The following is a 17,536-nucleotide window of genomic DNA, read 5'->3' on the forward strand; positions in this document are numbered from 1 at the left end:
ACGCTGCTTTGGTCGAAATCGGATGGCGAACGACGGCCGAGCTTTCGCAGCGGCAATCTGCCGCTGGCTTCTGCCCGCTTGAGGGACCCTCGAGGGGAGATGGCCGCGAAGCGGTCAGGGGTTCGCCTCACGTAACCGCCGGCTCGTCCGGCGCCGAGGAAGATCCTGGAGCTTCTCGCGCCGCGGCCCTCTGTTGTCTTCGGGAAATCTCCCGGTCGAGGGGAGGTTTACTCGCCCGGATGCTTGGCCGGCTCGGAGTGCATCTTGCGCACGCGGCGCACGCCCCACCAGACGAGCAGGATGGCGACCGGCACCGAAGCCGCGGTGACGACTTCCGGCGGGAAGGCATGGCCGAAGCTCGATGCGCCTTTGGCGACATAGCCGATGAGGCCGACGACATAATAAGAGACGGCAGCGACGGAGAGACCTTCGACCGTCTGCTGCAGGCGCAACTGCAGCCTGGCGCGATTGTTCATCGAGGCCAGCAGGTCGCGGTTCTGCTTCTCGACGTCGACATCGACCCAGGTGCGCAGCAACGTGGTGGCGCGGGTGAGTTTTCGCGAGAGGTTCGCCTGGCGCTCCTCCACCGAGCGGCAGGTTCGCATCGCCGGCGCCATGCGCCGCTGCAGGAAGCCTGCCCAGGTGTCGTAGCCCTGTACCGACTCCTCATCCAGCGCCTCCAACCGCTCGCTGACGATGCCGTCATAGGCGCGGCTGGCGCCGAAACGGTAGAGGCTGGATGCCGCATCGGCCTCCAATTCGGCGGCAAGTTCGGTGAGGTCGGCGAGCAAGGTCTGGCTGTCGCGGGTCTCGGCCGCCTTCATTTCAAGCGTCGTCTGCGCCAGCCGGTCCTCGATGCGGCGGGCGCGGCCAGACAGCGTCAGCGCCAGCGGCAGGCCAAGCATGGCAAGCGTCCGGTAGGTCTCAATGTCGATCAGCCGTTGCGACAAGGCGCCGGTGCTCGCCGGCGTCAGGCCGCGGTCGAGCACCAGCATGCGGGTCAGCCCGTCGCCATCCTGGCGAAAGTCCGTGACGATGGCCGCCGCACCGCGCTCGACCAGCGAATAGCAGAGGCTGGTCGGATCGAAGCCGGCGATCAGCTTCTCGCTCGCCTGCGTCCATTTGCGGATTTCGAGCCGGATGCCGGAAATCACCGTTCCCGGCGGCGAGAAGCCGTTGCCGAAGGGCGAATCCTCCTGGCCCCGGCTGCTTTCGGCCAGCGGCCCTTCCCAGAGATAGGTCGAGAACTCCGTATGCCGTTCCCAGCGCAAGGTGCCCTTGCCCCATTTCATGGCATGGTGGCGGGCATGGCGTTCGGGCGCTGCGATGCCCAAGCGCCGCGACAGGTCCGACAGCACGGCAAGGTCGACGGCCGAGCCGCCCTCGGTCATGAAGGAGAGCTGGAGGAGCACGCGCGGCTTCTCGACCAGCGGATGCGGACGAGCATGGACCTCGCCCAGCGCGCCGGGGCGACCCTCATGGGCCGGAAAGCCCATGACGCTGCCCTGGGCGCGCGGCTGGAATTCGAGATTGGCGTCCGACACGGCTGGTCCCCCTGGTTTCGACCCTTCGTGCAATCGCGTTGTCTTGCGGCAATCGACAGGGGCCGTAAACAGCAAATTTCAGCCTGCAGCCGATTGCACAGAGCCGCCGCGGAGTCGACCCGATCCGGCGAATTGGATAAATAATTTGACCAGTTGGCGACTGAGGCTTAGATCTGCGCGACATCCATTCCGTTCCCAGGCGCGGTTCCATTGAGCGATATCTTCTCCAGGATCGAGCATTCGCGAACCGCCGACGAGGTGGTGCAGCAGATCGAGAGCCTGATCCTCGAGGGCGTGCTGCGCACCGGCGACCGGCTGCCGGGCGAGCGCGAGCTGGCGCGTCAGTTCGACGTGTCGCGGCCGATCCTGCGCGACGCGCTGAAGGCGCTGGAAGGACGCGGGCTGCTGACCACCAGACCGGGCGGCGGCACGCATGTCGCCGACGTCATCGGCCAGCTTTTCACCAAGCCGGTGACGGATCTGATCTCGATGCGCCGCAAGGCGGTGACCGACTATCTGGAATACCGGCGCGAGGTCGAGGCAATCGCGGCCGAATACGCGGCGCGGCGAGCGACGCCCGAGGATCTGGCGCTGCTCGACCGCATCATGGCGCGCATGGACGAGGCGCACCGTACCGGCGACTTCGACGACGAGGCGGAAATCGACGTCGAATTCCACCACGCGGTCTGCGAATGCGCGCACAACATCATCCTCCTGCACACGCTGCGCTCCTGCTACCGGCTGCTCTCCGAAGGCGTGTTCCAGAACCGGTTGCTGGTCTTCACCGTGCCCGGCGCGCGCGAGGCGTTGCTTGAGCAGCACCGGGCGATCCACGCCGCGATCAAGGCGGCGGATCCTGCCGCCGCCCGCAAGGCGGCGATGGACCACATTACCTATGTCGAGCGCTCCATGGCTGAGGCCGAGCGCAGCGGCGACTGGCAGCGCGTGTCACGGCTGAGGCTCAGGCAGCGCTCGGAAGCCGGCAACATCGAACCGACACGCAAACGCTCCTAAGCACTGATCACGCGGGGACTACCATGAGCGACATCCTCACCATCGCCGACCTCAAGGACATGGCGCGCCGCAAGGTGCCGAAGATGTTCTTCGACTACGCCGATTCCGGCGCCTGGACGGAGAGCACCTATCGGGCCAACGAAGAGGACTTCGGCAAGATAAAATTCCGCCAGCGCGTGCTGGTCGACATGAGCAACCGCTCGCTGGAATCGACCATGATCGGTGAGAAGGTGGCGATGCCGGTGGCGTTGGCACCGACCGGGCTGACCGGCATGCAGCATGCCGACGGCGAGATGCTCGCGGCGCAGGCGGCTGAGGAATTCGGCGTGCCGTTCACGCTCTCGACCATGAGCATCTGTTCGATCGAGGATGTCGCCTCGGTGACCAAGAAGCCGTTCTGGTTCCAACTCTACGTGCTGCGCGACAAGGATTTCGTCGTCAATCTCATCGACCGCGCTAAGGCGGCGAAATGCTCGGCGCTGGTGCTGACGCTTGACCTGCAGATCCTCGGTCAGCGTCACAAGGACGTGCGCAACGGGCTGTCGGCACCGCCCAAGATGACGCTCGCCAACATTATCGATCTCGCCCTCAAGCCGCGCTGGTGCCTGGGGATCGCCGGCACGCCGCGCCGCACCTTCCGCAACATCGTCGGCCACGCCAAGGGTGTCGGCGACGTTTCTTCGCTGTCGTCCTGGACGACGGAGCAGTTCGACCCGCAGCTGTCCTGGAAGGATGTCGCCTGGATCAAGGAGCGCTGGGGCGGCAAGCTGATCCTGAAGGGCATCCTCGACAAGGAGGATGCGTTGATGGCGGCCGAGACGGGAGCCGACGCGATCATCGTGTCCAATCATGGCGGGCGGCAGCTCGACGGCGCCGCCTCCTCGATCTCGGTGCTGGAAGAGATCGCCGACGCTGTCGGCGATCGGATCGAGGTGCATATGGATGGCGGCATTCGCTCGGGTCAGGACGTGCTCAAGGCGCTCTGTCTCGGCGCCAAGGGCACCTATATCGGCCGGCCGTTCCTTTACGGACTCGGCGCGATGGGCAAGGCGGGCGTCACCAAGGCGCTGGAGATCATCCGCAAGGAGATGGACATCACGCTGGCGCTGTGCGGTAAGCGTCTGGTAACCGACATGGGCAAGGACCAGCTGCGGCGCTAGGGGCTTATTCACCGATCCGCCCTAGTTTCCCGTGATGACAGACACGGGAAGACGTCGCCTTGACTGAAGCCGGCATCCACTATCTCGACGCGCGCGGGCCGAAAGGCATACGCATCTATGCCATCGGCGACGTGCATGGCCGTCACGACCTGCTCGCCGCCATGCACAGCCGGATAGCAAGCGATCTGGGGTACGGACCAAAGTCCGATTGGCGCATCATCCATCTCGGCGATTATGTCGACCGCGGACCGGACTCGAGGAACGTCATCGAATTCCTAATCGAGGCGCGGAGCCGTGATCCCCGCAACATCATGCTTGCCGGCAACCATGACATCGGCATGCTCGAATTCCTTGCCAAACCCGATCCGGAGGGTCTGTTCATGCGCTATGGCGGCGTCCAGACCGCGGCGTCATACGGGGTGAAGCTCTCGACCGGCAGCAGCTGGTTCGGCAGGTCGGACGAGGCGCTGGCGCACGGACACGCGGCCCTGGTCGAAGCAGTGCCGCAAGCCCATGTCGACTTCCTGCGCTCGCTGTCTTTTTCAGCGTCCTTCGGCGACTTCTTCTTCTGCCATGCCGGCATCCGGCCGGGGGTGCCGCTCGAAAGCCAGAACGAGCAGGACCTGATCTGGATCCGCGACGTCTTCCACGATTACCCGGGGCTGTATCCCAAAGTGATCGTGCACGGGCATACGCCGGTGCCGGACGTCGAGGTGATGGCCAACCGCGTCAATCTCGACACGCTCGCCTGGCAGGCGGGAACGCTCAGCGCACTTGCCGTCGACGGCGCTGAAAAGCGCATTCTGACGGTCGAGGGAATGGCGTTCTGGCCATGACCCCAAATGTGGGATCAGCTTTCCGTTTGTCGGGAAGGATCAGGCTCTAGCGAAGCGCGGCGGTGACGCCGTAGCCGTCGACGGCCTGGTGATTGTTTGCAGCGTCGGCAGAATAAATGCCGAGGCCGCACACGACGATGGCAGACAGCATTACAAAGGACAAAAGCGCTGCTTTCACGGACGTCATCTCTGGTTGAGCTTTCTGCATCTGTGCACGAGGCGGTTACCAATGCGTTGAAACGATAAAATGCGTCTCAATGTTTCGACGATTTCGCGCTTCTAAGCAGATTCTGTATCTCCGGTGTGTCGCTTGGATCACACAACAGGTTCATCGCGGTTGCACGGACGATACAGAGGGCGCCCTCTTAGGCGGGCGGCCGGACACAAACCAAGAATGAAGTGCGTTTTCCCCAGGCGGAACTGCCGCCGCGTGCCAATTATGTCACGCTCCGCGGCGGTGCGACGGTCAGATCGTCGCCACCCAGGCACGCGCGATCGCGAGCCCTGCGGCGTCGGCGTGCGGTCCGTTGCTAGCCATCTCGTAGTCGAGCCTGCCGGTCCAGTCGGGATGGCGCTCGGCGATCAGCGCCGCGAAGGAGGTGCTCCAGTCGCGCACCAGCGGGCGATCCGCCTCGAAATGGAACTGGAAGCCATAGACGGCGCGGCCAATACGAAAAGCCTGGTTCGCCGCGACATCATTGCCCGCAAGCCGCACGGCCTTCTCGGGCAGGTCGAACGTATCGTCGTGCCATTGGAAAGTCGGGAACTTTTCCGGCAAGGCGCCGAGAACATGGTCGTGCTTGGCTTCGGCCGTCAGCGACACCCCGCACCAGCCGAATTCAACCGCACCGCCGATGTGGTTGTCGGCGCCAAAGGCGCGGGCGACGAGCTGGCCGCCGAGGCAGATGCCAAGCACCGATCGGTCCTTGCCGGCGAAATCGCGCGTCAATTCGAGCAAGGCGGGAAAATAGGGATAGTCGTCGTCGGCCAGCGCATTCTGCCCCCCGCCCAGAACCACCATGGCATCGTGACCGTTCGCGTCCCGGGGCAGCGGATCGCCTTGGTAGGGGCGGCGCAAGTCAAGCTCGGCGCCAGCCTCCGCGAGAGCGGCGCCGACTTGGCCGAGGCCGGTATTGTCGTAGTTCTGGACCACCAGCACCCGCATCCGCGAATCCCTGCTGACATGAAAATGACGGTGGGAGCGATATCATGCCGCCTCGGTTTCAGCCAAGCCGCGCGCCGGAGAGAAAGCTATGCCACTGCAGAACCGGGTCGATCCGTTCGGCGTCATCCATGCCGTGCCCGAGCGCGGCCTCTTCACCGGTAATCGCGGTATCATCCATGACCCCGAGACTAAAACGCTTCTGAGGAAGCGTTGGGCGCTGCCGGCCTGGATCATCTGCGTCTGCCAATTCCGCGGCGTGCGACGCGAGCCGATGGGCCGCAATCGGCCTGGAGGAAAGGCCGGCTGGACCGAGCTGTTCTTTCTCGACGAGGTGACGGCGCTCGCGGCCGGTCACCGGCCCTGCTTCTACTGCCGGCGCGACCAAGCGAGAGATTTCGTGCGGCGCTTCGGAAAGGTCTTCGGCATTGCCGAACCGCGCGCGCCGATGGTCGACAAGCGGCTGCACAAGGAGCGGCTGGCCTCCGGCGGGCGTCCGCCGGCCGTCTCATCGGACGAACTCGCCGGTTTGCCGGATGGAGCAGTCGTGGCCGAGGGGGAGACCGCCTATGCGCTCCGCGCCGGCAAGGCGCTCGAATGGTCCTTCGCAGGCTATGCCGCGCCTCTTCCGTTCAATCGCCTCGCCGGGCGATCGCTGCGACTGCTCACGCCTGCCACAAGTGTTTCGGTGCTGAGACATGGTTACGCGCCGGGCTGGCATCCGTCCGCCGATACTTGACGACAACCCGCGCCTCGCCCATTGCTCGGCCATGCGCGCCAACTACAAAATGCAGCGGCTGTTCGTGCCGGACGATCTCGGACCGGGCTTCGAATTCGATGCTGGACAGCAGCAGAGCCACTATCTCGCGCATGTGATGCGGCTCGGCGAAGGCGCGGAGGTCCTGCTCTTCAACGGCCGCGACGGCGAGTGGTCGGCTTCGATCGCCGCCAAGACCAAGAAAGCCGTGCGGCTCAAGGTGCTTACCCTGCAGCGGCCGCAGCCGCCGCTGCCCGATCTTGTCTATTGCTTCGCCCCGCTGAAGCAGGGCCGGCTCGACTATCTGGTGCAGAAAGCGGTCGAAATGGGCGCCGGCACCCTGCAACCGGTCATCACTCAGCACACACAAGTGGCCAAGCCTGGCATTGATCGGCTGCGCGCCAATGTCGTCGAAGCGGCCGAGCAATGCGGCATCCTGGCGGTGCCAAAGGTGTGCGAAGCAGAGAAGCTGGAGCGGCTGCTCGGCGGCTGGGACAAGGAACGGCGGCTGATCTTCTGCGACGAGGATGCCTCGACCAACAATCCACTGCCAGCCTTGCAGAAGGTAAGCGAGAAGAAACTCGCGCTGCTGGTGGGGCCGGAGGGCGGCTTTTCCGATGACGAGCGCAGGATGCTGCGGGCGCTGCCCTTCGTCAGCGCCATTCCGCTCGGGCCGCGCATCCTGCGCGCCGACACCGCGGCGGTCGCGGCGCTCGCGGTGATCCAGGCGACGATCGGCGATTGGTGATCAAATCCAGTTGAGGCGTGGCTCAGGATTTTTCGCTTGATCGGCTACTGGCATTTCGTCCATCTAGCGCCCGGCGGCTAGCTGACGGCTGCGGAGGGCTTTCTTATGGCGCGCGACACAACCGATATCCGGCCCATCGAAGGCATCGAAGAACTCGTCGGCTATCTGGCGGCTGGCAACAAGCCGCGCGACAAATGGCGGATCGGCACCGAGCACGAGAAGTTCCCCTTCTATGTCGATGGCAACGCGCCGGTGCCCTATGGCGGCGAGCGCGGCATCCGCGCCATCCTGGAAGGCATGCAGGAAAAGCTCGGCTGGGATCCGATCATGGATGCCGGCCGCATCATCGGCCTGGTCGAGCCGACCGGCCAGGGCGCGATCTCCCTGGAGCCGGGCGGGCAGTTCGAGCTCTCCGGCGCGCCGCTGGAGACGATCCACCAGACCTGCCGGGAGGGCAACGCGCATCTGGCGCAGGTGCGCGAGATCGCCGAGCCGCTCGGCATCCGCTTCCTCGGCCTCGGCGGCAGCCCAAAATGGTCGCTTGCCGAAACGCCGAAAATGCCGAAGTCGCGCTACGAGATCATGACTCGCTACATGCCGAAGGTCGGCTCCAAGGGCCTCGACATGATGTATCGCACCTGCACGATCCAGGTGAATCTCGACTTCGAAAGCGAGGTCGACATGCGCCGCAAGATGCAGGTGTCGCTGAAGCTGCAGCCGCTGTCGACGGCGCTGTTCGCCAATTCGCCCTTCACCGAGAGCCGGCCGAACGGGCTGCAGAGCTGGCGCGGCGACATCTGGCGCGACACCGACAACCAGCGCTCCGGCATGCTCGAATTCTGCTTCGCGCCGGATTTCGGCTTTGCCGACTATGTCGAATGGGCGCTCGACGTGCCGATGTATTTCGTCATCCGCGACGGACAGTATCACGACATGACGCGCTACACCTTCCGCCAGTTCATGGCGGGCACCGCGCGTTCGCAAGTGCCCGATGGCCTGCCGACGATGGGCGACTGGGCGAACCACCTCTCCACCCTCTTCCCCGATGTGCGGCTGAAGCGCTTCCTCGAGATGCGCGGCGCCGACGGCGGACCGTGGCGGCGCATCTGCGCGCTGCCGGCTTTCTGGGTCGGCCTGCTCTATGACGAACAGGCGCTGGACGCCGCAGAGACGCTGACCTCGAGCTGGACTTACGAAGAAGCGCTGGCGATGCGCAACGCCGTGCCGGAGCACGGCATCTCGGCGCCGTTCCGCAACGCCACCTTGCGCGAGATTGCCCGCGACGTGCTGGCCATCGCCCGCACGGGTCTGAAGAACCGCGCCAAGAAGAACCGCGACGGCTATGACGAGACCTCGTTCCTCAACACGCTCGACGAGGTCGTGGCGCGCGGCACCACCAGCGCCGAGGAGATGCTTTCGGCATATCACACGCGCTGGGGCGGCTCGATCGAGCCGGTGTTCATGGAATATGCCTACTGACCGTTCGCCGGCCACCTGAGCCGTGGCTCGGCAAAAGCTGCTTCATTCGGTGATGGAAACGAACTAGGCTCCCCCGTGAGGATATTGCGGAGGAGATCTCATGCCTTCCCTGTTCGATATTTTTTTGCAAGCCCAGAACGGCGCCGGTATGCAGGCGCTGGCCCAGCAGTTTGGCCTTTCGATGCAGCAGGCGCAGGCCGCGGTGCAGGCGCTGCTGCCGGCCTTCTCACAGGGGCTTCAGCGCAACACCGCCGATCCCTATGGAATGGGTGCTTTCATGACGGCGATGGCGAGCGGCCAGCACGCCAAGTATTTCGAGGACGCAACCCGGGCCTTCACGCCGCAAGGCATCGATGAAGGCAACGGCATTCTCGGCCATCTGTTCGGCTCGAAGGACCTGTCACGCGCTGTTGCAGCCCAGGCCGCTCAGGCGACCGGCCTGAGCCAGCAGGTGCTGCAGCAGATGCTGCCGGCGATGGCGTCGATGATGATGGGCGGATTGTTCAAGCAGACCAACAGCCAGATGCAGGCCGCCGGCGGCTTCGGTGGCGGCGGCAATCCTTTCGGCGAGATCATCGAGGAGATGATGCGGCAGGCGGGAGGCGGCGCACAGGCCCCGCAGCCGGCGCCAAATCCCTATGGCGACAATCCGCTCGGCAAGGTGCTGCAAGACATGTTCGGCGGCGGCGCCCAACAGCCGCAAAGCCAACCGCAGCAGGCGCCGAACCCTTACGGCGACAATCCGCTGGGCAAGATGTTCGAGGAAATGCTGCGGCAAGGCGGCGGTTTCGGCACGCCAGAAGGACAGCAGGCGCCGCAGCAGTCCCAGCCGCAGTCGCAAACCAATCCGAGCGGCCGGCCGAGAAATCCATTCGACGACATCTTCGGCAGGATGTTCGAGACCGGCGCGCAGCAGCGCGAGGAATATCAGAAGGGCATGGAGACGATCTTCGACCAGTTCAAGCGCGGGATGGACCGACGGTAGGGCGCTCAACTCAAAAGAAAAATGCCCGGTCCTGGAGGGGAACCGGGCAATGTGCAGGCAGGCCGGCGGGGAACCGGCAGGGAGTGTGGGAGCCTGCATGAAACTTGGTCGCGCCGAGCCCTCGAAAGGTTCAGCGCGAGCGCAACCGCAGCCGGCGAAGCCGCTCAGGCGACCTTGCGGGCAAGATCCTCGATCATATCGGCGCGCTCTTCTGCGATTGCGCGCAGCTTCACCGTCGGATCGCGGCCGAAAGGCACGCTGACGGCGACTTGGAGGTCGGCGCGGGTCAAGCCGATATCGGCAAGCTCGGCATCGGACATCTCGCCAAGGCGATAAAAGGCGCGGCGGTTTTTCCAGGCGCGGAAGGCATCGGCGACCGCATTGAGCACGCGGGTCGCAACGGCCGGACGCGTGGTGATGCGCGGGGTCTCGGAGGCGAATTCGATCGTGGTCATGTCAGTCTCTCCTTCGGAGTCGAGCGGACGAAACCATACAATCGGCGCCTGGGAGGAGCGCCGTTGCGGTCTCGATACACTTAAAATGACGCATGTCGTTGCCCCAAAACCGGGGGCCACTTTTCGGCGACATGCAGTGCCTTCATGTGAACAATGGCAATTTGCCACGCCGCGATTGATTAATCCAACGAATGTTTCTAATCTTTAGCATCAACACGAATGATGGATTGGACCGATGAAAGCGCCGCTCGATCTCGATCAGTTGCAGACCTTCATCTCGATTGCCGACACCGGCAGCTTCACGCGGGCTGCCGAGGAGGTGCACCGGACACAGTCTGCGGTGTCGATGCAGATGCGCCGGCTGGAGGAGCGGATCGGCAAGCCGCTGTTCGAAAAGGATGGCCGCACCAACAAGCTGACCGAGGAAGGCGACAGGCTGCTTTCCTATGCAAGGCGGCTGATCTACCTCAACCGCGAGACTTTGGCGGCCTTCGACGACCAGCGGCTCGAAGGCACGATACGGATCGGCACGCCGGATGACTATGCGGACCGCTTCCTGCCCGAGATCATGGCGCGCTTCTCGCGCTCCAACCCGCGCGTGGAGCTCACCGTCATCTGCGAGCCGACGCCGGGCCTGGTCGAGCACATCAAGCGCGGCAATCTCGATCTCGCGCTGGTGACGCACAACGACACGCGCGGACAGTCGGAGGTGGTGCGGCGCGAGCCGCTTCTGTGGGTCACCTCGGCCAATCATGCCACGCATGAGCAGGAAATCCTGCCGATGGCGTTCGGCCGTCCGAACTGCATCTGGCGGCGCGCGGCGGTCGACGTGCTCGACCGGCAGAACCGCGAATACCGCGTGCTCTTCTCCAGCTTCTCGGCGACCGTGATCACCGCCGCCGTGCTTTCCGGCCTCGCCATCTCGGTTTTGCCGGAATGCGCGCTCAGGCCCGGCATGCGCGTGCTCGGCGAGGCCGACGGGTTCGACGCGCTGCCGGATTGCCGCATCGGCATCATGCGCGGCCAGACCTCGCAGCCGGAGATCGTCGATGCTCTGGCCCGCCATATCGCGGAAAGCCTGGACAATATTTCCGTGCCGGTCAGCGAAGAGACGGGAAGCTTCGACTTCGCGGCACTCGCCTTCGCCAAGATGAAGCGGACCAAGGCAAACCAGATCCTGCCTGGATGGTAGGGGTTCAGGCGCGAGCGGCGGCGGGCTGAATCTCGTCCGGCGAAGCTAGACCAGAAAGGCCGAGCAGTTGGACCGGCTCAAGCGGCGGCGACAAGAAATAGCCCTGGAGTTGCCGGCAGCCCATTGCGACCAGCAGCATCTTCTGCGCCTCGGTCTCCACGCCCTCGGCGGTGACGTCGACCCCGAGCGCCATGGCAAGATCGATCAGGGCCTTGACGATCGCGGCCGAGTTGCCGTCGCCATCGAGAAGCCGCACGAAGGAGCGGTCTATCTTGAGCTTATCGATGGCGTGGCGACGCAAGTAGCTGAGCGATGAATAGCCGGTCCCGAAATCGTCCAGAACGATGCCGACGCCCAACTGCCGCAAGGTGGTCAGAGCCGCCCTCGAAGCATCGCTGTTGTCCAGAAGCACGCTTTCGGTGATCTCGAACTGCAGGCGCTGCGGCGCCAGCCCGGTGTCGGCAAGGATCGACGCGACCTGTTCGGGAAAGCCGGCGTCGCGCAACTGCAGCGGTGATACGTTGACGGCGAGCCACGGCAGGTCGGTTCGCACGGCGAAACGGCAGGCCTCCTGCAGCACCCACGCGCCGAGTTGGCCGATCATGCCGCGCTCTTCGGCGATGGCGATGAATTGCGCCGCCGGCAATGCGCCATGCACGTCATGCCCCCAGCGGATCAGCGCCTCCGCGCCGAGGATCGTCTTGCCGTTCGCCGCGAACACCGGCTGGTAGGCGAGCCCGATGCCGGAGCCGCCGTCGAGAGCCTTGCGAAGCTCGGTCTCGACTGTGCGCTTGCGCAAGAGCAGGTCGTCCATGTCGCCGGCGAAGACCTGGTGCCGGCCCCGGCCGTTCTTCTTGGCTTCGTAAAGCGCGATGTCGGCCTTGCGCAGCAGATCGTCGGCATCCGTTTCGCCGCCGTCCGATAGCGCGATGCCGATCGAGGCGCTGACGAAGACCTGATCTTCCATGAGCTTGAACGGTTCCTGCAACTTCTGCAGCAGCCGCTCGGCGATATCCTCGGCGGCACGGATATCGCGGATGTCGACGAGGATCAGCGCGAACTCGTCGCCGCCCAGCCGCGCCACGGTGTCCACCTCGCGAACGGTGTGCTGGAGCCTGGCCGCTGTCTGACGCACAAGCTCATCGCCCGCCGGATGGCCGAGCGTGTCATTGATGTGCTTGAAGCGGTCGAGATCGAGATAAAGCAACGCCACCCTTCCCATCTCGTGAACCGCCATATCCTGGCTGGCCCTGAGCAGGGCCCGACGCAAGCGGTCCTCGAACAAAGCCCGGTTGGGCAGGCCGGTGAGCGTGTCGTGGAAAGCGAGATATTGCGCCTCGTCCTGGCTTGTCTGCAGCGCGGACGAGGCGCGGCGGAGCCTGCGCAGCAGAAACGCCAGAACGCCGGCCGCGACAAGCAGCGCCAAGGCCAGCGCCGGGACCATCTTGCGCACCAGCGTGAGACCTGGCCGTTCCTGGTCCCAGCCGACATAACCGAGGATGATACCGCGGGAATCGACCAGAGGCACCGCAGCGGCTCCGACCGATTGCGACAGCGGCACGAGACGCGCGCCGTCGAGCAGATATTTTTTGGCGATCTTGCCGATGACCGCGTCGTTGATGAACTCCACCGAAACATGCAGATATTCGGTGCCGGGCGCCTGCGTGACCCGGTCCGTACTCGGCACCAGCGCCATGACGCTCAGGATCGCCGGTTTTCCCTGGAGCGACACAAGGTCCTCCGCGACCATCTTGGCCGGCTGGCCGGAAGCGTCCGCCTTCTGTGGCTCAGCCAGCATGCGGCGCAGCTTCTCGATGGATGGCTGCAAGGCAGGCTCGTCATCGCCATAGGCGGACGCATCGACCACCTTACCTTCCTGCATGGCATGGACCGGACGATTGGCGGCATCGAGAATGTAGACCCGGTTGTGACCGTAATAGGTATACATCCAGACGCTGAGGTTCTCCTCGATCCAGGTCCAATTGCCGGCCCTGACATTGGCGACCGCGTCATCCCAGACCGTAACGCTTTCCTGTTCACGCTGAACAGACGCAATCTGGTCCTTCAAACCCTCGTCGATGAATATTTTCTGCCGTTCGAGCGAGGCGTTGTCAGCCTGGGCTGCCGCGTAGAAGCCGAAGCCGACGACCATGGCCAGCGCGAAGACCGCCAACGTCAGGACGGTCAGTGTCACCTGATGCGTCAAAGGTCTGGTGTTGGCGGTTGCGCTCATGTGTTTCCGGCTGGCTCTTGCTACCGCCAGTCAAAGCAAATCGGGCTTAAGATCGCGTTATAATATTAGCGAGATTTCAGCTCTGCCTTGACGCCGCCCGATAAGCGTTCCCCAATCAGAGCATGAGCGAAGCAGCAACCGAATCACGCAGCAATGCCACCGAATATACGGTGAGCGAGATTTCCGGCGCGTTGAAGCGCACGGTCGAGGATGCTTTCGGCAATGTGCGGGTGCGCGGCGAGATTTCCGGCTACCGCGGCCCGCATTCCTCCGGGCACGCCTATTTCGCGCTGAAGGACGACCGTGCGCGGATCGAGGCCGTGGTCTGGAAGACCACGATGGCGCGGCTGAAATTCCGCCCCGAGGAAGGGATGGAAGTGATCGCCAGCGGCAGGCTGACGACCTATCCCGGAAAATCCAACTACCAGATCGTCATCGACAATCTGGAGCCGGCCGGCGCCGGCGCGCTGATGGCCCTGCTGGAAGAGCGCAAGCGGCGGCTGCAGGCCGAAGGCCTGTTCGATGCCGGCCGCAAGCGGCGGCTGCCATTCATGCCGCGCGTCATCGGCGTCATCACCTCGCCCACGGGCTCGGTGATCCGCGACATCATCCATCGCATCAAGGACCGTTTTCCGCTCACTGTGCTGGTGTGGCCGGTCCGGGTCCAGGGCGACACGACCGCAAAGGAAGTGACCGCAGCCGTCAACGGCTTCAACGCACTGACCTGGGACGGCGCAATCCGCCAGCCCGATCTCCTGATCGCGGCGCGCGGCGGCGGCAGCCTCGAGGACCTTTGGGGTTTCAACGACGAAGGGCTGGCGCGCGCCGTCGCCGCCTCACGCATTCCGATCATCTCGGCCGTCGGACACGAGACCGATTGGACGTTGGTAGATTTCGTCGCCGACATGCGGGCGCCGACGCCGACGGGCGCCGCCGAGATGGCAGTGCCGGTCAAGGCGGAGCTCGAAGCGACACTGGCAAATCTCGGCGCGCGGCTTAGTGCCTGCACCTCGCGGCACCTGGATCGCAAGCGCCAGGCGGTGCGCGCCGCGGCGCGGGCGCTCCCCTCACCCGACCAGCTGCTGGCGTTGCCGCGCAGGCGCTTCGACGAGGCAACGAGCCGGCTCGGCCGCGGGCTGACGGTGAGCATCGAACGCAAGCGCGCAAGGCTGGAGCGGCAGCGGCTGACGCCGGCCACCTTGTCGCGCCGCCTCAATGAGACGCGCAGGCTGACAGGCAGGGACATCGCCCGCGCCCGGGCCGCGTTCTTCGCAATCGTGCGGCAAGGCCGGGCGCGCTTTCAGCGCAACTCGGCAAGGCTGTCGCCGGCGCCGATCGTCAGGCGCCAGAAGCTGCAGGCCGACACGCTGGCCGGACTGACCCGCCGCCAGGAGCAGGCGATGGCGCGGCGGCTGGACCGCCTGCGTGCCGCTCTTACCCAGGCCGACCGGCTGCTCACCACGCTGTCGCACAAGGCCGTGCTGGCGCGCGGCTTCGCGCTGGTCAAGGACGCCGATGGGACCGTCGTCAAGCGCGTCGCGGAGCTGGCGCCGGGTGCGGCGCTGCAGCTGGAGTTCGCCGACGGCAGTGCCGAGGCCATCGCCACCAGCGGCGGCGCGCGACCGAAGCTGGCCGCCAAGCCTTCGGGCAAGGCCAAGGAGCCGGGCAACCAGGGTTCGTTGTTCTGAGATGAGCAGGAGCGACCCGCATCTGCGCACGCCGTCGGGCAAGCCGCGCCTGCGCTCGTTCAACATCGCACTCGACGGCACGCCCGGCCGCTTCAACGCCATCACCGACGTGCCGGGCGTCGCGGTCGGCTATACGACGCTGATTGCCGGCGGGGGCCCGCTGCAAGTCGGGATAGGACCGGTGCGCACCGGCGTGACTGCGATCCTGCCGAGACCTGTCGGCGAACTGGCGACGCCGGTGTTTGCCGGTGTGTTCAGCCAGAACGGCAATGGCGAACTGACCGGCACGCATATCATCGAGGAGACCGGCGCCTTCAACCTGCCGGTCACCATCACCAACACCCATTCCTGCGGCCTTACCCGCGACGGAACGCTGCGCTGGATGAGCCGGGTGCTGCCGGCGGCGCTCGACAGCGCCTGGGGCCTGCCGGTGGCGGCGGAGACCTATGACGGCTTCCTCAACGACATCAACGGCCATCATGTGAGCTTCGAGCATGTCGCCTCGGCGCTCGACGGCGCGAAGGACGGCGCGATTGAGGAAGGCAGCGTCGGCGGCGGCACCGGCATGATCTCGTTCGGCTTCAAGGCCGGGTCAGGCACCGCCTCGCGCATCGTCGAATGGCAGGACAGAAGCTACACGCTCGGCGTGTTCGTGCAGGCGAATTTCGGCAAGCGGCGCAACTTCACCATTCGCGGCCGGCATGTCGGGCCGGAACTCGCCGAGCCGGCGATCCGCGAAGGCACGCCGCGCGCCGAAAAGGGCTCGATCATCGCCGTCGTCGCCACCGATGCGCCATTCCTACCGCACCAGATGAAGCGCCTCGCCAGGCGCGTGCCGCTCGGCATCGCCCTGACCGGCGGCTACGGCTACCACAGCTCGGGCGATATCTTTCTTGCCTTCTCGACCGCCAATCCCGAGGTCGCGCTGGCGGCTTCAGGCCGCGTCGGCCGCGCGGAGTTCATTCCCGATGTCGATATCGATCCGTTCTTCGATGCTGTGGTGCAAGGGGTGGAGGAGGCGATCCTCAACGCGCTCGTCGCCAATGAGGACATGACCGGGCGCGACGGCAATTTCGTGCCGGCGCTGCCAAAGGCGTGGCTGAAGGACAATTTCGGCTAAGCCGGACGCTCGGCTGAGGTCAGACAAACCGCGCGCACGGTATCTTAATAGGACGGCTTGTCCGACGTCGTCTGTTGCTCGCTCTCTTCGGCGACTTCCTCGAGGCGCGAAGCGATCAGTTCCTGGATGTCGCCGACCTCTTCCTGGATATCCTCAAGGAGAATGCCTTCCTCGGCGGCCTTGGCGCAGCACTCCTTGGCGAGAGTTTCGGCCTGCTCGTCGATCTTCACCGGCGAATGCTGGCATTGGACCTTTTCGCCAATCCATCCGCGCAAGAACTCGATCGCATGTTCACTCATACTGCTTTTCCCTAGCGGCAATGCCGGTTGGTAGTCATGAACGCTCGCGTCCCGCCACGGGACGCAGGCCCATTCGAGCCGAGTCGGCCTCTGCCGGCAAGACTTCTTGCCAATGGGACAAGATGCCTTGCCCATGGGACAAGATGTCTTGCTCAGGGTCCGCGGAGCCGAAGGACTGGAAAGGTTCGAGGGACACGTTCAGATTGTTGAGGATGATGCTTTGGCCAGGATCGTCAAAGATCCGCTCTGTTGTTTTTGCTTGTTTTCTTCCGGTTTTTCAGACCGATTTCCGTCACAACACCACGCATTTACGGCGATCTCGCAGGCGCAGCCAAGGGGCGAGAAACCGAAAGCCGCCGCTATATAGTGATATCCCCATACAATGTCGACTCTGATCGTCGTGCCTGCTTCTTTCCGCCGCGTCAGGCAGGTGGCGGAAGCCTCCTGGGGAAAGCGTTTCGGCACCCCTGCTGCGCATCTGCGCATGACGCTGCGCCATCCTTGGGAGGTGGCGATCACCATCGTCTCGCCGTTCGTTGCCGCGACGCTGCAGCTTCTCATTCCACATTTGCTGCGGCGCGCCGTAGACCAGGCGCAGGGCGTGATGGTTGCGGGCGGCGGGACGGCTGCCGAGCAGGCGCTGTAGACCACGGCCCTGACACTGCTGGTCGTCAGCGTCCTGCGCGGTCTTTTCACGATGGGGCAGAACGAGCCGTCGGCCAGGCTATGAGCTGCGCGTGGCGTTCTACGACAGGTGCGCGGGCTGCTCAGCCTGAGCTTCGTGCCCTTCGTCGCCCGGCGATGCTCGTCACCCAGTTGAGGAATGGACGCGGCGGCCGGAAAAGCAACGTGACCGCCAGGAAA

Annotated in this window: 16 protein-coding genes and 1 pseudogene; 11 read left to right on the forward strand and 6 right to left on the reverse strand. The window is 64.7% G+C overall.

The genetic code is table 11. The features are described 5' to 3' along the window. Positions 1-227 precede the first annotated feature (227 nt). Positions 228-1,544 carry a DUF3422 family protein gene (locus A9K71_RS01110; protein ID WP_066989249.1) on the reverse strand — a complete coding sequence of 439 codons (1,317 nt, stop codon included), beginning with the start codon at positions 1,542-1,544 and terminating at the stop codon, positions 228-230. Between the two features lie 210 nt (positions 1,545-1,754). On the opposite strand from A9K71_RS01110, the gene A9K71_RS01115 reads away from it, so the two are divergent. From A9K71_RS01115 to A9K71_RS01125, 3 genes are read left to right on the forward strand one after another with little or no spacing between them, the layout of a single operon-like run. Continuing rightward, positions 1,755-2,558 carry an FCD domain-containing protein gene (locus tag A9K71_RS01115; RefSeq protein WP_066989251.1) on the forward strand — a complete coding sequence of 268 codons (804 nt, stop codon included), beginning with the start codon at positions 1,755-1,757 and terminating at the stop codon, positions 2,556-2,558. 23 nt (positions 2,559-2,581) lie between these two features. Further along, positions 2,582-3,718, forward strand: coding sequence for an alpha-hydroxy acid oxidase (locus A9K71_RS01120; RefSeq protein ID WP_066989253.1), 1,137 nt, complete (start codon positions 2,582-2,584; stop codon positions 3,716-3,718). Positions 3,719-3,777: 59 nt separating this feature from the next. Continuing rightward, positions 3,778-4,554 carry a metallophosphoesterase family protein gene (locus A9K71_RS01125; RefSeq protein WP_066989254.1) on the forward strand — a complete coding sequence of 259 codons (777 nt, stop codon included), beginning with the start codon at positions 3,778-3,780 and terminating at the stop codon, positions 4,552-4,554. Positions 4,555-4,600: 46 nt separating this feature from the next. On the opposite strand, the gene A9K71_RS32815 is transcribed toward A9K71_RS01125, so the two are convergent. Both A9K71_RS32815 and A9K71_RS01130 read right to left on the reverse strand, forming a co-directional pair. Further along, positions 4,601-4,732: a hypothetical protein gene (locus A9K71_RS32815; RefSeq protein WP_275955501.1), complete on the reverse strand. Its 132-nt coding sequence runs from the start codon at positions 4,730-4,732 to the stop codon at positions 4,601-4,603. 288 nt (positions 4,733-5,020) lie between these two features. Beyond that, positions 5,021-5,719, reverse strand: a complete 699-nt coding sequence (locus A9K71_RS01130; protein ID WP_066989256.1) for a type 1 glutamine amidotransferase — start codon at positions 5,717-5,719, stop codon at positions 5,021-5,023. An 88-nt stretch (positions 5,720-5,807) separates the two neighbouring features. Between A9K71_RS01130 and A9K71_RS01135 the strand changes: the two genes are divergently transcribed. From A9K71_RS01135 to A9K71_RS01150, 4 genes are all read left to right on the forward strand, one after another. Beyond that, positions 5,808-6,455, forward strand: coding sequence for a hypothetical protein (locus tag A9K71_RS01135; RefSeq protein WP_066989258.1), 648 nt, complete (start codon positions 5,808-5,810; stop codon positions 6,453-6,455). Positions 6,456-6,486: 31 nt separating this feature from the next. Beyond that, entirely contained in the window at positions 6,487-7,221 is a 735-nt protein-coding gene (locus A9K71_RS01140) for a 16S rRNA (uracil(1498)-N(3))-methyltransferase (RefSeq protein WP_066989260.1), read from the forward strand. Positions 7,222-7,326: 105 nt separating this feature from the next. Beyond that, on the forward strand, positions 7,327-8,700 hold the full coding sequence (locus A9K71_RS01145) for a glutamate--cysteine ligase (RefSeq protein ID WP_066989262.1): 1,374 nt from the start codon (positions 7,327-7,329) through the stop codon (positions 8,698-8,700). Positions 8,701-8,800: 100 nt separating this feature from the next. After that, positions 8,801-9,685: a DUF937 domain-containing protein gene (locus A9K71_RS01150; protein ID WP_066989264.1), complete on the forward strand. Its 885-nt coding sequence runs from the start codon at positions 8,801-8,803 to the stop codon at positions 9,683-9,685. A 164-nt stretch (positions 9,686-9,849) separates the two neighbouring features. Here A9K71_RS01150 and A9K71_RS01155 read toward each other — a convergent pair whose 3' ends face one another. Beyond that, the gene (locus A9K71_RS01155; RefSeq protein WP_066989266.1) at positions 9,850-10,140 is read right to left on the reverse strand and encodes a DUF1127 domain-containing protein; all 291 of its coding nucleotides are present in this window, start codon (positions 10,138-10,140) and stop codon (positions 9,850-9,852) included. Between the two features lie 235 nt (positions 10,141-10,375). On the opposite strand from A9K71_RS01155, the gene A9K71_RS01160 reads away from it, so the two are divergent. Next, positions 10,376-11,332: a LysR substrate-binding domain-containing protein gene (locus A9K71_RS01160; protein ID WP_066989268.1), complete on the forward strand. Its 957-nt coding sequence runs from the start codon at positions 10,376-10,378 to the stop codon at positions 11,330-11,332. 4 nt (positions 11,333-11,336) lie between these two features. Here the strand turns inward: A9K71_RS01160 and A9K71_RS01165 are convergent, their stop codons facing one another. Beyond that, positions 11,337-13,565, reverse strand: coding sequence for an EAL domain-containing protein (locus tag A9K71_RS01165; RefSeq protein ID WP_066989269.1), 2,229 nt, complete (start codon positions 13,563-13,565; stop codon positions 11,337-11,339). Between the two features lie 122 nt (positions 13,566-13,687). Between A9K71_RS01165 and xseA the strand changes: the two genes are divergently transcribed. Beyond that, positions 13,688-15,253 (forward strand): exodeoxyribonuclease VII large subunit, encoded by a 1,566-nt coding sequence (gene xseA, locus A9K71_RS01170; protein WP_066989271.1) that lies wholly within the window; start codon positions 13,688-13,690, stop codon positions 15,251-15,253. A gap of 1 nt (position 15,254) precedes the next feature. Continuing rightward, the gene (locus tag A9K71_RS01175) at positions 15,255-16,373 is read left to right on the forward strand and encodes a P1 family peptidase (protein ID WP_066989273.1); all 1,119 of its coding nucleotides are present in this window, start codon (positions 15,255-15,257) and stop codon (positions 16,371-16,373) included. Positions 16,374-16,417: 44 nt separating this feature from the next. Here the strand turns inward: A9K71_RS01175 and A9K71_RS01180 are convergent, their stop codons facing one another. Next, positions 16,418-16,672: a DUF768 domain-containing protein gene (locus A9K71_RS01180; RefSeq protein WP_066989275.1), complete on the reverse strand. Its 255-nt coding sequence runs from the start codon at positions 16,670-16,672 to the stop codon at positions 16,418-16,420. A 484-nt stretch (positions 16,673-17,156) separates the two neighbouring features. Between A9K71_RS01180 and A9K71_RS32285 the strand changes: the two are divergent. Then, positions 17,157-17,381: pseudogene (locus A9K71_RS32285) on the forward strand (ABC transporter ATP-binding protein); the annotation flags it as partial. Positions 17,382-17,536: the final 155 nt, after the last annotated feature.

It is taken from the genome of Mesorhizobium sp. WSM3873 (assembly GCF_001672445.1).
Lineage (GTDB): Bacteria > Pseudomonadota > Alphaproteobacteria > Rhizobiales > Rhizobiaceae > Mesorhizobium.

What these genes read in the sequence shown, in the direction of transcription:
- A9K71_RS01155 (WP_066989266.1), bottom strand. Translation starts at nt 10,140, where the DNA reads ATGACCACGATCGAATTCGCCTCCGAGACCCCGCGCATCACCACGCGT.
- A9K71_RS01130 (WP_066989256.1), bottom strand. Translation starts at nt 5,719, where the DNA reads ATGCGGGTGCTGGTGGTCCAGAACTACGACAATACCGGCCTCGGCCAA.
- A9K71_RS01135 (WP_066989258.1), top strand. Translation starts at nt 5,808, where the DNA reads ATGCCACTGCAGAACCGGGTCGATCCGTTCGGCGTCATCCATGCCGTG.
- A9K71_RS01140 (WP_066989260.1), top strand. Translation starts at nt 6,487, where the DNA reads ATGCGCGCCAACTACAAAATGCAGCGGCTGTTCGTGCCGGACGATCTC.
- A9K71_RS01145 (WP_066989262.1), top strand. Translation starts at nt 7,327, where the DNA reads ATGGCGCGCGACACAACCGATATCCGGCCCATCGAAGGCATCGAAGAA.
- A9K71_RS01120 (WP_066989253.1), top strand. Translation starts at nt 2,582, where the DNA reads ATGAGCGACATCCTCACCATCGCCGACCTCAAGGACATGGCGCGCCGC.
- A9K71_RS01180 (WP_066989275.1), bottom strand. Translation starts at nt 16,672, where the DNA reads ATGAGTGAACATGCGATCGAGTTCTTGCGCGGATGGATTGGCGAAAAG.
- xseA (WP_066989271.1), top strand. Translation starts at nt 13,688, where the DNA reads ATGAGCGAAGCAGCAACCGAATCACGCAGCAATGCCACCGAATATACG.
- A9K71_RS01150 (WP_066989264.1), top strand. Translation starts at nt 8,801, where the DNA reads ATGCCTTCCCTGTTCGATATTTTTTTGCAAGCCCAGAACGGCGCCGGT.
- A9K71_RS01175 (WP_066989273.1), top strand. Translation starts at nt 15,255, where the DNA reads ATGAGCAGGAGCGACCCGCATCTGCGCACGCCGTCGGGCAAGCCGCGC.
- A9K71_RS01165 (WP_066989269.1), bottom strand. Translation starts at nt 13,565, where the DNA reads ATGAGCGCAACCGCCAACACCAGACCTTTGACGCATCAGGTGACACTG.
- A9K71_RS01160 (WP_066989268.1), top strand. Translation starts at nt 10,376, where the DNA reads ATGAAAGCGCCGCTCGATCTCGATCAGTTGCAGACCTTCATCTCGATT.